Genomic DNA, 15,368 nt, shown 5'->3' with positions numbered 1-15,368 from the left:
TGCGGGGCCAGGCGGGGGCGTGGGGGAGCTGGTGCGTTCGGGGTGTTAGCGCTCCGTGATGACGCTCGCTTCGGTGGCTGCTTCTGCCGCACCCCGCGCCCTGCGTCCCGGTGTATGCGTGCGGTCAACTGCACGCCCCTGCTGGGTAGTTGGCCGCTAACTCGGCGGCGTCGGTGCCGCGCTGGCGCTCGCAGCCCCCGTGACCCGCAGTTGCGGGTACTCGCCGGTGCGCGGACGAACCTCACGCCGGGTGCCGCGGCGGGAGCGCGGCCGAGTTGGTGCGCCGCCGGATATTGGCGGAGAAAGCGCGGTACTTCGAGCCGTAACGGGGTAAGTAATTTGGCCTATTCGCCGATTCAGGTGATTCGCGCGTAAGGTCACGTCATGGTACAGACCGTACGAGAAATCGAACGGAAGTATGAGGCCGAGGACGGCGCGGAGCCGATCGGTCTCACCGAACTGTCCGCCCTGAGCGAGTTGCCCGGCGTCGCCTCCGCCACGGATCAGGGCACCGTCGCGCTTGACGCCACGTACTACGACACCGCCGATCAGCGGCTCGCAGCGGACGGTGTCACGCTCCGCCGCCGCACCGGGGGCTCCGACGAGGGGTGGCACCTCAAGCTCCCCGTACGCCCCAAGGGCACCCCGCGTACCGGCGCCGGCGATGACGTGGTCAGGGACGAGGTGCGTGCACCGCTCGCCGACAGCGCGCCGGCGGACCTCGTCGCCCTGGTGCGCTCGCGCACCCGCGGCGCGCCGCTGGTCCCGCTGGTGCGGCTGCGCACCGAACGCGCGGCGTGGCACCTGCGGGACGGCGGCGGGCACCTGCTCGTCGAGATCAGCATCGACCGCGTCACCGCGCAACCGCCGGCCGGTGAAGGCGCCAGATCCGCCCGCTGGACCGAGGTCGAGGTCGAACTCGCCCCCGGACAGGACGCCGCCTTGCTGGACACTATCGAGCAGCACCTGACCGCGCTGGGCCTGCGAGCCGCGCGCTCCCGATCCAAGCTCGCCCGCGCACTGGACGAAACGGGCTCCCGACCGGGCGAGCACGCGCCGCTCACCGACGCACGGCGGGAAGAACAGCGGAAAACGGACCCGAAGAGCGCCAAGAAGGCCCGTCAGCGCAAGGGCGCGGACGCCCTGTTCGGCGGGGGAGACACGGCCGCCGAACCCACGGCCGCAGACGTCGTGCTCGACTACGTCCGGCGGCAGATCGCCGCCATCGTCGCGCTTGATCCCGCCGTGCGGCTCGACACCCCCGACGCCGTGCACAAGATGCGGGTCGCCACGCGCAGGCTGCGCAGCGTCTTCCGCTCGTACCGCAGGGTCATCGACCGATCCGCCACCGATCCCGTGGGCGCCGAACTCAAGTGGCTGGCCGGTGAGCTGAGCGCCAACCGCGACCGCGAGGTACTTGCGGCCCGGCTCGGCGCCGGACTCGACACGGTGCCGGGCCCGCTGCTGCTCGGCCCGGTGCAGGCCAGGCTGCGCATCTGGTCACACGCCGAGCATGCCCACTCGCGCGAACGGCTGCTCGCCGCGCTCGACGGGGACCGCTATCTGGCGCTGCTCGCCGCGCTCGACGCCTTCCGCGTACACCCGCCCGCCACCGCCGCCGGGATGCCCCTGCTGCGCTCAGGCGCGGCGAAGCCACCGGGCGGCGTGCTGCGGAAGGCAGTGTTCAAGGACTGCGATCGGCTTGCCGCCCGGGTGGCCGCAGCCCTGGCGCTGCCCGCAGGCGCCGAACGCGATGGCGCGCTGCACGGCGCACGCAAGGCCGCCAAGCGGGCCCGGTACGCAGCTGAGGCCGCCGAGTTGGGGCTCGGCAGGGCCGCGAAGGAACTGGCCGCCCGGGTGCAGGAGGTGCAGCAGGTGCTCGGGGACCACCAGGACAGCGTGGTGGCGCGCGCCGCGCTGCGCGACATCGCGGCGCAGGCGAATGTGGCGGGGGAGAGCACGTTCACGTTCGGGCTGTTGTACGGGAGGGAGGAGGCCGCGGCGGCGGCCCTGGAGCGCGAGTTGCCCGGCGTGTGCGCCCGCGTCACGGACCCGGGCCCGGCGGGCCCGATCTAGCTCCGGGCACCGTCCGCGCCGTGCGTATCGGCCGCGTCGGCCGTGTCGTCTGTGTCATCTGTATCGGTCGCGTCATCTGTGTCATCTGTAGGGCCCGCGTCGCCCGCGTCGGCCTCCAGGAGGTCTGGCAGGTGCGCGTCGTGCGGCTCGCCGGCGTCATCCACCCCGGAGAGCAGCGTGTACAGGGCGCCCATCGGGGACAGCGCCTCATCGATGTCCGCGTTCGCCGCCCCGACCTGCGGGTAGTCGATCGTCCCCGGCTCGTACGCGGCGGCGAAGAGCGGTGGCAGCGGTGCGCCGTGCAGGGCGAAGGGCTCGAACTTCCACACCTGCCCCTTCGCCCTGCACACGACCTCTCCGAGATACCAGCAAGCGCCTTGCAGGAACGGCTCTCGCCGTGCGGCGAACAGCTCCTCCGGGTCCGCATACCGGTCGCGTACGAGATCTTCCAGGGCGGCCAGCGACTCGGGGCTGAAGTCCCACGTCCGTGGCGTGCCTGTTTCCCGCGCCCACTGTTCGAACCCGTCGGCGCGGGCGGTGCGCCAGGCCACCAACTCCGGGTGCCGCTGTGCGGCGCGGCCGTGGTCCATGCGATCACTCATGGGAGCCGAGTGTAGGAAGGGATGGGGAGGAGTGGCGAACCGAACGCTCCCGTAACCGAGTTGCGTCCGTAACCGAGTTGAAACGCGACACGTTACGGCACGTCACATCAGCTGGCTCAGCTGCCTCTAGGGTGACCTTGGCGGTGACATGTCACGGGGGCCCTGTGCCGCCGAGTTTTCTGTCCCACGAGCCCCCCAACAGGGGACACGAGTTGAGTACACCCATACGAGAACGGCTCAGGATACGCCCGGGCTTCGCCCTCGCGGCCTGCGCTGCCGCCGGCATGCTGCTCACCGGACTGCCCGCTCTTCAGGGCGATGCCGATGCCGCGCCCGGGCCAGGGAGACGCTGCGATGAGAAGTGGTTGGGCCGCACGTACGACACTCCGGTCGCGGGTTCGGGGATCAAGGGGAAGAACCAGCCCTACAGCGTCAACCCCGACAAAGAGCGGGGTTCCTACCCGGTGGACAACCCTGCCCACGCCTTCGACGGGTTGAAGGCCCCTTCGGCGGCGCAGCAAAAGCTCGCCGGCGACACCACGGCCGACATCGAGAAGTGGAAGGCCAAGTACGAGCAGTCCAAGAACACCAAGTACCGGGTCCTTGAGTATTACGCCCGCTACGGCAACCACCTGCGCACCAGTGGCAAGCCCACCCGGGACTTCTCGCGGTACATGGACCGCTGGATCATCGGCAACGAGGTCAACCGGGTCAAGGGCGACTCCTTCGAGCGGAAGATCGTCAAGGACTTCAAGCTGGTCGGACCGGACTGGATCTGCCAAAAGGAAGTGCCCGTCCGCGGCAAGGACGGCAAGCCGGTTGTCGATAAGGACGGCAAGCCGGTCGTGCGCCGATATGACGCGTACAACGCGAGGACCAGGGAATTCGTCGAGTTCAAGTCCAACGGCAAGCACATCGCGCGCCAGTTCGGCTATGACCGCCTGGTCCTGCGAGACCCGCAGTGGCGGGACCACAGCCTGCGCCTGATCACCGGCGAGAAGACCACGAGCAACACGGTCAAGCAGTTCGACGCCCTCAACCGCCAGCTCGCCAACGAGCGCGGGAAGCCGGGTTCCACTCCGGTGACCATCCGTGAGCAGCGCAACACCCCGGCCCCGCGGTGGAGGCCGAACCAATACACCCGCTACGACAAGGTCTTCAACCCCGACCCCCGCCGTGCCGGAACCCTCGGACCGATCAACGACGCCGCTTGGCGCTCCGGTGACACGCCCGACCAGGCACGTCAGGTCCAGCGCCAGTACCAGGGCGCCAACACGCGCGGCGGCCTCGGTCGCGGACCCGGCGGCGTGGACTTCACCACCCTGGAACTCTCTTACGTCGGCAATCCCGTCAAGGGCAAGGCCCTCGACTATTCCTTCAAGGCCGATTACGTCAAGGACGAGGAGGCCAACCCGGGTTGGGGTGGAAAGGCCAAGCTCCAACTCGCCTCGGACGCCTTCTTCACCTGGCTCGCCCTGAGCCCGGACAAGTTCTGGGTCAATCTCAATCCGGACCAGCCGGACAGGATCATGGACAACGCGTTCGCGAAGACGGACGCCGGCCGGACCCTGCTCGAAGCCGACCTCGCCATGAAGCACGACTTCGCCGCGGCCATCAACCCCGACAAGCACCCGAGCGCCCGCACCTTTTGGGACAATGCGCCTCGCCGTGCCGGGCTCCCCTGCTTCCCGGAGACAAGGCTGTGGATCGAGCCGAAGACCGCCAAGGTCCGCGAGCAGGACGGCGGCATCTACATCCTCGACGCCCCGCTCAAGGTGAGCGCCGAGTGGATGGACGTCGAGTGGCATCCGCCGGGCGCCCGTGTATGCGACCTCACCGACCCGGAGAAGCGGACCAGCGAACGGCTGCTGCGGCAGCACGTCATGCCCGAGGTCGAAAAGCGCGTCAACACCTCCCCCGGGTACGCGGACCTGCGCCGGGTGTACGCCTCCCGGGTGGCTGCCGAGTGGACCCGCCAGCAAGACGCCAAGAAGCCGACCGACTTCCGGTCGATCATCAACAGCAACGACGCTTCCCGCTGGCCCCTGCGCGGTGAGAACGCCAACTGGTCCAAGCACGAGACCTATGAGCGGTACATGAAGTCCGGCCGTGAAGGCGTCGAGTGGTTCAAGTTGGAGTACGGCGGCCAGGTCTACAACCAGGGCGTAGGCGGCGTTGACTTCTCCAAGTCGCCCAAGCGCAACATCACCAAGACCCAGTTCACCGTGGAAAAGCCGCGCCTGGACACCACCACCAAGACCTCCGTCCATGCGGAGACGTCCTACCGGGACACCGAAACGGCCTACCTCGGCGGCAACGGTTCCGGCCCGGAGCAAGGCGACGGCAACCCGACGCCGAGCCCGACCCCCACGCCGACCGGTACGGGCGGGCCCACGCCCACCGGCTCCGGAGAGCCCACGCCGGCCCCCACGGGCACCGGAGGACCGGACCCGACCCCGACCGGCACCGGCGGGCCGAGCTCAACCCCGACCGACAGCGGCGGCCCGACCCCGGCCCCAACAGGGACCGGCGGCACCGATCCCACGCTGCCGCCAACCAGCGGCCCGAAGGACCCGGGCGGCGGCCTCGCCGACACCGGCAGCAGCGCCCCAGTCGGGCTGATCGCCGGTATCGCCGCGGCCCTCGCCGCCGCCGGCGCGGCCCTCACCTGGTGGGTCCGCCGCCGCAGGAACGGCGGCACCGGCTGACCTCAGCACCGGGGCCGGCGCTTTTGGTGCGCTTGGCGCCCCGGTGACCACACAGCCGGCTCCGTGCCCACGGCAGACGCTGCGGGGCCGCCCGGAGCGGAGCCGGCCACCCGGCCCCGCCGTTCCCTTGATCGGCGGGGCCAGGCGCTGCGCGACGGCCGGTCCGGGGGCCGGCGAGGCCGCTGCGGGTGGGGGGACTTACAGCGATCGCGTTAGGCTTGAGGGTCACCCGCTCTCAGCCTCCGGCTGGGGGTGTGCTCCCCGTCAGCTCACGAAGGTTCCCGGGTATGTCTGCCGAATCGGTCTTCCCGCAGCTCGAAGCTCTGCTCCCGCATGTGCAGAAGCCGATCCAGTACGTGGGTGGAGAGCTGAACTCCACCGTGAAGAAGTGGGACGAGTGCGACGTCCGCTGGGCGCTCATGTATCCCGACGCGTACGAAGTCGGGCTCCCCAACCAGGGCGTCATGATCCTCTACGAGGTGCTGAACGAACGCGAGGGCGTGCTCGCCGAGCGAACGTACAGCGTCTGGCCCGATCTCGAAGAGCTGATGCGCGAGCACAAGGTGCCGCAGTTCACCGTGGACAGCCATCGGCCGGTGGGGAAGTTCGACGTCTTCGGACTGAGCTTTTCCACCGAGCTCGGCTACACCAACATGCTCACCGCGCTCGACCTCGCGGGCATTCCGCTGGAGGCCGCGAACCGGACCCTCGATGACCCGATCGTGCTCGCCGGCGGTCACGCGGCCTTCAACCCGGAGCCGATCTCGGACTTCATCGACTGCGCGGTCATCGGCGACGGTGAGCAGGCAGTCCTGGAGATCACCGAGATCATCCGCGCCTGGAAGGCGGAGGGGCGCCCCGGGGGCCGCGAGGAGGTGCTGTTCCGGCTCGCCAGGACCGGAGGCGTCTACGTTCCGAGCTTCTACGACGTCGAGTACCTGCCCGATGGCCGCATCGGCCGCGTCGTACCCAACAAGTCCGGCGTCCCGTGGCGGGTGTCCAAGCACACCGTCATGGACCTGGACGAATGGCCCTACCCCAAGCAGCCGCTGGTCCCACTCGCCGAAACCGTGCACGAGCGCATGTCGGTCGAGATCTTCCGCGGCTGCACCCGGGGCTGCCGGTTCTGCCAGGCGGGCATGATCACTCGGCCGGTGCGTGAGCGGAGCATCACCGGCATCGGCGAGATGGTGGACAGGGGCCTGAAGGCCACCGGATTCGAGGAGGTCGGGCTGCTCTCGCTGTCCTCGGCGGACCACTCCGAGATCGCCGATGTCGCCAAGGGGCTGGCCGACCGGTACGAGAAGGACAAGATCGGCCTGTCGCTGCCGTCCACCCGCGTGGACGCGTTCAACATCGACCTGGCCAACGAACTGACCCGCAACGGCCGCCGCTCGGGCCTGACCTTCGCCCCCGAAGGCGGCTCGGAGCGCATCCGCAAGGTCATCAACAAGATGGTCTCCGAAGAAGACCTGATCCGTACCGTCTCCACGGCGTACGGGAACGGCTGGCGGCAGGTGAAGCTGTACTTCATGTGCGGGCTGCCCACCGAGACCGACGAAGACGTCCTCCAGATCGGCGACATGGCGATCAACGTGATCGCCAAGGGCCGCGAGGTGTCGGGCTCCAACGACATCCGCTGCACCGTGTCCATCGGCGGCTTCGTACCCAAGCCGCACACACCGTTCCAGTGGGCGCCGCAGCTCTCAGTGGAGGACACTGACGCACGCCTGGCGAAGCTGCGCGACAAGATCCGCGGCGACAAGAAGTACGGCCGCTCCATCGGCTTTCGCTACCACGACGGCAAGCCCGGCATCATCGAGGGCCTGCTCTCGCGCGGCGACCGGCGCATCGGCGCTGTCATTCGCGCCGTGTACGAGGACGGCGGCCGGTTCGACGGCTGGCGCGAGCACTTCTCGTACGAGCGCTGGATGCGCTGCGCCGAGAAGACGCTGCCTCAGTACGACGTGGACGTGGACTGGTACACCACGCGCGAGCGCACCTACGAGGAGGTCCTGCCCTGGGACCACCTGGACTCCGGCCTGGACAAGGACTGGCTGTGGCAGGACTGGCAGGACTCGCTCGATGAGACCGAGGTCGAAGACTGCCGCTGGACCCCGTGCTTTGACTGTGGCGTGTGCCCGCAGCTCGACCTCGACATTCAAGTCGGGCCTACCGGCAAGAAGTTGCTGCCGCTGACTGTGAAGCAGCCCACCGACCAGGGGAGCTAGCCGTGGACCGGGCGGTGGCCGAGCGTGTGGCGAAGACGCTGACGGAAGTTTCCGGAGGCTGAGCGCCACGTCGTTCTGCGCTCTCTCGGGACGCCGAGGAGGGCTGAGGGGACCAGGCCGGGGGCGCGGACGCCTTTGCCTGCGCCCCGCGCCGGTCGGGACCGCCACCCCCTGCCTAACTACTAGCAAAAGGGCCCCCTGACCAGGTGTTCTGCCGCCTGTTCAGGGGGTCATCGTTGTTGTGGGGTGGAGTCCTTGACCAGGCGTTTCTACCCGTTCCTGCCCGCTGTTGGTCACGCGTTGGTCATGTGGCCAACGGGCCGAAGCGGGCGGGACGTTACGCACGACCATGAAGGTTTCATGCTCCACCTGTCGTAGAACCAACTAAAGCGCTCGCGAGAGTGGAAGGGGTCGTTTGATCCGTCGTGAACAGCGCCGTGCATGTCGAGGATCATGTCTCGAACGTCGGCGGCTTCCGCGCTGGTGAAGGTGCTGAGGTTCACCTGTTGCTCCTCTCCAGGAATTCACGCACACAGCCGTCTTTTGTCCCTGCTAATGCCACAATCTCCCTTACCCTTACCAAAGGTCTCGTGGCCAGTTTCGTATCGACGCCCTGGAGCATTTCGAGCGCTTGACTCCCTGTATGGGCGGCTAACTCTACTTCCCCTTGCTCTGCCTGGGCTTCCGCTAGCCTCCCCGTGTAGAGTAGACGGCTATACGCATAGTTATCGGGGATCGCTGCTAGGGTGCGGTGGAAGTGAGACTCTGCCCGCTCTGGTTTGCCCGCGCGCAACCATGAGAGTCCTGTTAAGCCTTCGAATTGGGATCGGCCATAGAAAGCGATCCATGGCGCCCGCTCCTCTACTGCCGTATGGCGATCAAAGGAACGCTCGGCTGCACTCAATGCCCTTTCGAGGCTTGGCAGGTCGCCGGCCCGAGAGTGAGCATTGGCGGCAGCTCGCATGTGAGCCAGAGACTTGTAGAGAGGGTCCCTCTTAGAAATGGCTTGCCTGAGTGCTGCGTCTGCCGCGGCTGCGCCTTCGACCAAATCCCCGCGCCGTGCGGCCAGTGTTGACGTACTGGTCCATACGTGAAATTGGGCGTCACTGCTGCCTGATAGTCCCGCCAACATGCCAGCTTTATGCATGTGCATCCGGGCGCGCTCCAAGGCCATGGCGTGGGAAGCGCAAGTGGCCGCAGAACAGGCCACATCGGACATGAGGTGATAGAGCATTGTGCGAGACCGCTCGGACATAGCACTTCTCGACAGCTCTGATTGCATTCGTGCTAGGAGGTTCGTGGCGCGATCTTCAAGCGCCTGGTTCCCTCCGCGCGACCGGTAGTCACTATTAATTGACAAATACTCGCCGCGTAGGCGCTCGATGTCGCTCGCGCCAATGCGCGACGGGGCGGACGCCCCTATTGCGGCGGAAACGGTTCCAGCGGCAGCGTTCACGAACGTACGGCGGCGCAATGAGTCCTCCTTGACTGACTTGGTCCGAGGCTTGAACCCTAGTTCTACCGCCGATCGTTTGAACACAGCTTCCAGCGCCAGGCGTTGCAGCTCCTGCGGCCACTTCGCCTCACCCCTGACCCAACGCCGCACCTGACGTTCCGTCAGTTGTGTGTCCCTGCCCGTGATGCGCCGAATTTCGTCATCCAACCTGCGTGCCAGATCGGCCTGCTTGAGACCCTCGGCGTCCATGGCGGCGACTAACGCCGCGTTGTGCTCCATCAGCTCAGAGTAATGGCCCACGGGCTCACCACAATAGTAATGAGCAGGCAAAAAAGACGGAGGGGTGGTAGTCGATCGGCCCCGTTTCGTCCTGTCGTCCTCATGCGCGCTTGGCCCATCGTGGGACCCCCGACATAGACAAGGGGGCGCGTCGTGAGCGTCGTCGGCGACGAGGTCATCCGTCAGGGCCGGGCGGCCGTCAAGCAGTTCGAGGCCGCGTGTGTGGCCCCCGGATGCCGTGACCTGTTCGGTATCTGGGGAGACCAAGCGGATGAGGAGGGCGAACGGGCCCTACGGGACTGGTGCTTGGCGCACGCGAGTCGCCACCCGGGGCACGACCGTTTCCGGCGCACGGTCATCGACTACCTGACTGTGCGTCCTGAGTGAGTGAGCACGTGTCTAAGGCGAGTCAACTGCGGGACATCAGTGGACGATTGCGTTTCGGCAGTGAGACCACTTTCGGTGAGGCGCTGGCCGATGCCGGGCCAGCACTGAAACGGGCCCTGGAAAGTCACCGCCTAGACAAGCCGGTGGGCCTCCTGGTGAACCTCGCAGAGCGACGCATTGCCGACGCCGGGACCGAGGTGACCCAGTTCAAACGATGGTGGCTAGCCGAGTCGCTGGACAGCGTGGCGGATGCCTGCGACGCGTACGACAGGCGCGCGGGCAGGATCGAGAGAGAAAGGAGGCGCCGCGATGCACATTGAGGGAGTGGCGGGGATTGTCGTCGCAGTCCTTATAGCGGCGCTCACACGTTTGGCAGTGACTGACTAAAGGATCTCCTATGGTCACGGTTGAGGACATTGGTAAAAGGGTCGAAGACGACGAGGGCCGAGTCGGTATCTTGCGCGACGTGATACCGGATTACGAGGACCCTGCCGAACTCCCATGGCGGCGCCGTAAGCAACCCATAGCGTTCCTGGGGCCCGAGCAAGGGGGCAGGGAATGGCTCGTCCCGCCCGGACACGTGGAACGCCTCGAAACTCAGGCATAGTGAGGTAAGAAAATGTCTGAACGGGTTCGACTGAATCTCGTCACGCCGCGAGGTGGTCAAGTGGACCCCCGGACATGCATTCAGTGCGCCCAGCTTCTGAAGGACCTCATACAGGCAAGCGGCATCGGTGATCATAACGCCGTGTCTCTGGTGCTAATCGCGATGGATGTGCACATGACTCGCGGTCACCCTGAAGACACCCGGTAGCCTTCAGGTCGGCGTGCGGTGCATTTCACATCAGCTACCACTTTCCGGCAGCCTGCCCCCCATGATGCTGCCGGAAAGTGGGTCCAGACGAGGGCGCTAGGCATGAATCCAGACGTGAAAGTGGCTCTTTTATGGGTGGTTATCGTCGTGTTCTTTTTCGGGGTGGCAGGGCTGCTCGTACTCCTGTAATTCTCGACAAGACCCCGTCCGCAAACACCTCTAGCCGAGGAAAAGTGCGCTACACCGCTAAGGAGAAGGCAGCCGCGATACAAGAGCTCATCAAGGGGCTTGCGGCTGGAAAAACCGTCGGAGAGATCACTGTGTCGTTCGACATGAGTAGCAGAACAGCAAGGAGATGGCTCAACGAGGCGGGAGTAAAACTTCCTGGTCGTTACTCCTCCGGCCGTACGAGTTCACAACCCATCAGCCCCGAATCGGCGTCACTCGCCGCGGAACTGTACTTCAATAACGGCCTGTCTCTAGCCCAAATTAGCCGGCAACTGGGCATGAGCTCCGAGTCCGTGAGGAAGCGGGTTGAGCGAATCGGGGAGGTGAGAACCGGCGAGGTAGCAGAACGTAGTAGGAGGGTCCGGGAGGCGTTAACTCCCGTTGCGAAGAAAATGTATCTCGAAAACACAAGCACAACCGTCAAGGAATGTGCGTCGCGTCTCGGCGTATCAGTGCCATACACGCGTCATCTTCTGCGTGATGCGTGCGTGGTCATCCGGCGCCCCGGCAGGCCCCGGAAGCGACCGGACGAGTCGAAGGAGGAAAAGAAATGAATTCCGCAGACGTCAACCCGAACCGGCTCCCCCCGCCTCTAGACGTAGGGGCTAGCGTGCTCCTCACAGGACCGCAGGACAGCGTTCTCATGGTCTTGGTCAGCTACGGAGACGCGAAATGGCACCTTCCGGGGGGCGCCCGCGCCAGGGATGAGGCCCCGCAAAAAGCGGCTGAGCGGCGACTGATGCGGGAAACGAACATTCGGCGCACTGTCCGGGACGTACTTGCGCTGGACTACCGCACGGCTTCCTCGGCTGAGGACAAGGGCGAGGGACTGCACATCGTCTACGACGGGGGCACGCTGACTGACGAAGAGGCGTCGAATCTGTCTCTTCCCGAGCGTGCCCGCGCAGCGCATCGCGAGATCGGTCTCATTCCCAGTAGTCATCTCTATGAGCAGTGCTCACCGCGCATTGCAGAGCGAGTGACACAGGCACTCAGCAGTAGGCGGCAAAGGCGCTATCTTCCCCTGTTGATTGACGGCAAGTCCAGCCCACGCAGCACCTAACCCCCGCAACGAGACGCCTGTACGGCAAGTGAGATAGCGAATCGTGAAAGAAGAGGCAAGGCGCTATGGGTTTGGCCGAAGGACGTAAAACGTCCCCAGAGTGGAACGTCAACATCTTGGTGCAAAGCCATAACATGAGAGCCGTTCTCATGCTCCACGCCCGCCACGGTGACGGGAACTGGCTTCTTCCCGGCGGGCAACGCCTGGAAGACGAAACAGTCGGTGAAGGCGCGACGCGGTGTCTTTTGCGAGACACCGGGCACGAACGCTCTATGTGGCAAGTCCTGGCCGTGGACTCCTGCACTATCGAAGACACAACCGTTAACGTCGGAGAGCTCCGCCTCGTTATCTATGGCGGTGTACTCAGCAAGGACGAGGAGCGGACACTTGCTCTCCCAGACACCGCTAGCAGCGACTACAGCACAATGGCTCTCATCCCCTACAAGAGGTAAGCAGCCACACCAGCGCGCATATCGCGCGCCGGATCGATAACGCGCGGCGCGCTCAACACTTACGAGAGGGCATTCCGCTACTCACCAACGGCTACCACTCGTAAAACAAGGCTCGCGAAACGAGCTCACCACCCCTAGCACCCGTCTCAGTCGCCGCGGTAGTGTCCGGCGACTGAGACGGGCCACCAGATTCCCACTAACCCCTATTCGGAGAGGCGTATGGGCAACTTCTCACCTGGACCAGATTTCTGGTCCCTCATCCATCCGCACACCGGGGATTTACCCATCATGAGCTTCACCGAACTGGGATTCGACTCCGACTTAGGGGCCCTCGTCCACTGCGAAAAAGGGCCCTCTTCGTCAAAGCGATGCGCAATCGCTCTGGCCCACGCTGTGACTCCATCCTGCGTGAGCGAGACATCGCAGCCACTGTGGGAATCGTGTTCCCTAATCTGCTATGAACCGCACACGATGATAAATGGATCGCTCTCGGTTTCGAGGCCGTAGAGGGCAGGAAACCGGACTTTGCGCGCGGCTCCTGCGACTTACCCGCCGTACTCAATTCCCTTGCCAAAGTCCAAAACTTGCAGCCGCCTGCCGCGGCAACAGACTGGACTGAAACCCGGTGGGACCGATTCGCTGATCCTGCGGACGTATGTCTCTTCCGGGGCCGGACCCTGCCCATACCGACATCAACCCAGGTGATTTCATCATCGGCGCGCGTGACACATGGATCGTGGACTGGTCCTGGCCGACGATCGGCGCTGCCTTCATCGACCCGGCCTGCCTCGTGGTCCAGCTCGTAGCGGCTGGGCACTCTTCGGGCGACGCAGAAGCCTGGGCCGCCTGGTCGAAGGGGTGGGCCCAGGCCAACTCAGTAGCTATCGACGCCTTCGCACGAGCCACACACCGGATGCACCAAAAGCGAGCTGACCGCAGCCTTGGTGAGGCCCAGCTATGCGCCATAGCCGAAGCCGCGCGCACCTGGTTTGAGTACCGCAAAACCCTAAGAGAAGCCAAGGCGGCTGCTTCCTAGGCGGCGAGAACAGCACCACCCATGGCGACCGTATCGGGTCAGGGTCGCAGCACCACCCCCTCATCTAGTGCGGTGCACGCCGCAGGAGTCAAAAAGCGCCGCGTCAGCGGCTCGACCGCCCAGGCGCTGCTGACGGCGATGCCGTCCAGGCATTGAGCCTGCTACGGCGCATACACGGAGGATGTGGCAACGCATCTGGTCGGGTGAGGCGCGCACGAGAAAGTTTCGGCGTACGGACTGGCGTTAATCGTAAGGACGGGCGTGAGACTCGGACATGTCTTGCGACTGAAACTCAGACCCGAAAGAAAGGCACGACCGTGGCCTCTTTGCAGGAAATCACAGATGCCTGGGGTGACTGGATGGCCAACACCCAGTATCCGGACTCTGGCGGCTACTGGTACACGGCCAGCACCGACTACTCGTCACAGAGTTCTCTCGACGCCTACCACCAGCACCAAGTTGGCGTGAAGTTCCTGGGTATCCAATATGATCCGGCCTCAGTGCCAACGCCCGGTTCTTTCAACACCGGCGACGTTGTGTACGACAATCAGACGGATGTCGAGCAATCAGTCACCTACAAGCAAGGTGCCTCCACGGAGCAATCATTCACGCAGACCACGAGCAAGACACTGAAAATTGGTATCGAGTTGAAAGCGGAAGTCGCAGCGCCAGAAATCTGCAAAGTCAGCGCCACTTACAAGATGGAAGTCAGCCTTACCGATACAAATTCGAGGGCGAAAACCGATAAGCAAGAATGGTCGGTCGAGCTTCCGGTCAAGGTGCCCGCACATTCGCAGGTGGAAGCGTATATGACGGTTGACACCGCCACGTACGACGTCAACTGGACGTCGAATGCCGGCCTGGACAATTGCGTTGCCATCTGGTTCAACAACAAGGTTGACCTCAACCACGGCGAAGACTACCACTGGCTCTGGTTCTACCCCATCGGCTGGGTAATCAGCGACTGCGTCAACAACAACCTCATCGACACATCCGGCTATTGGGCCGACGACGGTAACGCGGTTGCCGCAGCCACCGGTTCTTTCACCGGTGGTCAGGGCGTGTCGGTCAAGGTCGTAACCAAGAATCTCAAGCGCGATAATGGCGGCGGCAACGTGCTCACTCACCGATTCTCAGCGCCAGCTAAACGCAGCCGGGACGGAAAGATGCCGATCGGCGCCAGCCCCACGAACCCAGCGTGAAACTCTCGAATGGAGGGCCGTCATGGCCACCGCACTAGCGCAGCTCAAGGACAACGAGACCAACTCCGGGATCTACGATAACTGGGTCGCGCAATTCGCCCTCGGGCCGGTCACCTACCGGTGCGCGTACGTGTCCGACCCCCCTGCTATGACTGTCGAAGGCACGCTGTTCGGAATGCCAGTGCTGCACTGCATCCTCAGCCCTTCGCAGCCTCATTGCGAGGGCGATGCCAGCGTGATGGGATACAAAACCCACTCCGTGGTAGATGTGGACTTCACCAGTCATGACATGAAGGTGAAGCTCGATCTGGCGACACCGGACGGCGAGGTCCACTCCTATGCCTACACATGCCACTGGGAAACAGAGAGCGGCGCTGTATAAATCAGATCCCCGGGGCGGCCACCGTACCGCCGGGTCGCTGCCTTAGCCTCGATCGTTCGCGCGCCCAGCAGGCTCGGAGGTCTTCGTGATGTAGCTGATCTTGAGTCGTAAGCTCGTTGTCGCCTGCCGGTGTGAGTCCGGTCCGGGTAGCTGCCAGGAGGCCCGGTAGCAGACTGGCGGCGTCGGGGGGAAACGCCCGGTGTCGAAGCCCAGTGTCGAAAGCCCTTCAAAGGGGGAGCAAAGCAGCGGTCCGTAGCATGAAGCGAAGCCTGCGGCGTCGTTAGAGGCCCGTCCTTCGGGGCGGGAACAGGGAGTGCCGAGCCCCCGAAATCAGGGCGAAGGCCATGGAAGCGGCGAAGGTCCTGGATATGCAGCCGTGAAGGACTCCCCGGCGTATGGGGCATGGAACGTTGCGACGGTGACAGCGGGAACTGGGGAGGCCCTCCCCGGCC

13 protein-coding genes are annotated in these 15,368 nt (G+C 65.0%); 11 read left to right on the top strand and 2 right to left on the bottom strand.

Annotated features, from left to right (window positions below; genetic code table 11):
- Positions 1 to 384 precede the first annotated feature (384 nt).
- Positions 385 to 2,076: a CYTH and CHAD domain-containing protein gene (locus FHS42_RS09170; RefSeq protein ID WP_184570851.1), complete on the top strand. Its 1,692-nt coding sequence runs from the start codon at positions 385 to 387 to the stop codon at positions 2,074 to 2,076.
- Here FHS42_RS09170 and FHS42_RS09165 read toward each other — a convergent pair.
- Complete coding sequence (locus tag FHS42_RS09165; protein ID WP_184570849.1) at positions 2,073 to 2,678, bottom strand: hypothetical protein; 606 nt, start codon at positions 2,676 to 2,678, stop codon at positions 2,073 to 2,075. The genes FHS42_RS09170 and FHS42_RS09165 overlap by 4 nt on opposite strands.
- Positions 2,679 to 2,890: 212 nt before the next feature.
- Between FHS42_RS09165 and FHS42_RS36770 the strand changes: the two genes are divergently transcribed.
- Both FHS42_RS36770 and FHS42_RS09155 read left to right on the top strand, forming a co-directional pair.
- A complete protein-coding gene (locus FHS42_RS36770) occupies positions 2,891 to 5,386 on the top strand; it encodes a hypothetical protein (RefSeq protein WP_184570847.1) in 2,496 nt (831 codons plus the stop codon).
- 287 nt (positions 5,387 to 5,673) lie between these two features.
- Positions 5,674 to 7,617 (top strand): TIGR03960 family B12-binding radical SAM protein, encoded by a 1,944-nt coding sequence (locus FHS42_RS09155; protein WP_184570845.1) that lies wholly within the window; start codon positions 5,674 to 5,676, stop codon positions 7,615 to 7,617.
- 499 nt (positions 7,618 to 8,116) lie between these two features.
- Here FHS42_RS09155 and FHS42_RS09150 read toward each other — a convergent pair whose 3' ends face one another.
- A complete protein-coding gene (locus FHS42_RS09150; RefSeq protein WP_184570843.1) occupies positions 8,117 to 9,352 on the bottom strand; it encodes an NsdA family TPR-like regulatory protein in 1,236 nt (411 codons plus the stop codon).
- A gap of 153 nt (positions 9,353 to 9,505) precedes the next feature.
- Here FHS42_RS09150 and FHS42_RS09145 point away from each other — a divergent pair, with 153 nt between their 5' ends.
- The 8 genes from FHS42_RS09145 (at position 9,506) to FHS42_RS09105 (ending at position 14,916) form a co-directional block, all read left to right on the top strand.
- Positions 9,506 to 9,739, top strand: coding sequence for a DUF7848 domain-containing protein (locus FHS42_RS09145; RefSeq protein WP_184570841.1), 234 nt, complete (start codon positions 9,506 to 9,508; stop codon positions 9,737 to 9,739).
- An 8-nt stretch (positions 9,740 to 9,747) separates the two neighbouring features.
- Positions 9,748 to 10,059, top strand: coding sequence for a hypothetical protein (locus FHS42_RS09140; RefSeq protein WP_184570839.1), 312 nt, complete (start codon positions 9,748 to 9,750; stop codon positions 10,057 to 10,059).
- 77 nt (positions 10,060 to 10,136) lie between these two features.
- Complete coding sequence (locus tag FHS42_RS09135) at positions 10,137 to 10,346, top strand: hypothetical protein (RefSeq protein WP_184570837.1); 210 nt, start codon at positions 10,137 to 10,139, stop codon at positions 10,344 to 10,346.
- Positions 10,347 to 10,786: 440 nt separating this feature from the next.
- Complete coding sequence (locus FHS42_RS09130) at positions 10,787 to 11,335, top strand: sigma-70 family RNA polymerase sigma factor (RefSeq protein ID WP_184570836.1); 549 nt, start codon at positions 10,787 to 10,789, stop codon at positions 11,333 to 11,335.
- On the top strand, positions 11,332 to 11,844 hold the full coding sequence (locus tag FHS42_RS09125) for an NUDIX domain-containing protein (RefSeq protein ID WP_184570834.1): 513 nt from the start codon (positions 11,332 to 11,334) through the stop codon (positions 11,842 to 11,844). Before FHS42_RS09130 ends, FHS42_RS09125 begins: the two co-directional genes overlap by 4 nt.
- Before the next feature lie 1,107 nt (positions 11,845 to 12,951).
- Positions 12,952 to 13,332 (top strand): hypothetical protein, encoded by a 381-nt coding sequence (locus FHS42_RS09115; protein ID WP_184570829.1) that lies wholly within the window; start codon positions 12,952 to 12,954, stop codon positions 13,330 to 13,332.
- A gap of 317 nt (positions 13,333 to 13,649) precedes the next feature.
- On the top strand, positions 13,650 to 14,534 hold the full coding sequence (locus tag FHS42_RS09110; protein WP_184570828.1) for an ETX/MTX2 family pore-forming toxin: 885 nt from the start codon (positions 13,650 to 13,652) through the stop codon (positions 14,532 to 14,534).
- A gap of 22 nt (positions 14,535 to 14,556) precedes the next feature.
- On the top strand, positions 14,557 to 14,916 hold the full coding sequence (locus tag FHS42_RS09105; RefSeq protein WP_184570819.1) for a hypothetical protein: 360 nt from the start codon (positions 14,557 to 14,559) through the stop codon (positions 14,914 to 14,916).
- The last annotated feature ends 452 nt before the right edge of the window (positions 14,917 to 15,368 follow it).

The sequence above is a fragment of the Streptomyces zagrosensis genome, assembly GCF_014203645.1.
Taxonomy (GTDB): domain Bacteria; phylum Actinomycetota; class Actinomycetes; order Streptomycetales; family Streptomycetaceae; genus Streptomyces; species Streptomyces zagrosensis.
The sequence above is the reverse complement of the archived record's forward strand: the minus strand, read 5'-3'. Positions and strand labels throughout refer to the sequence as shown.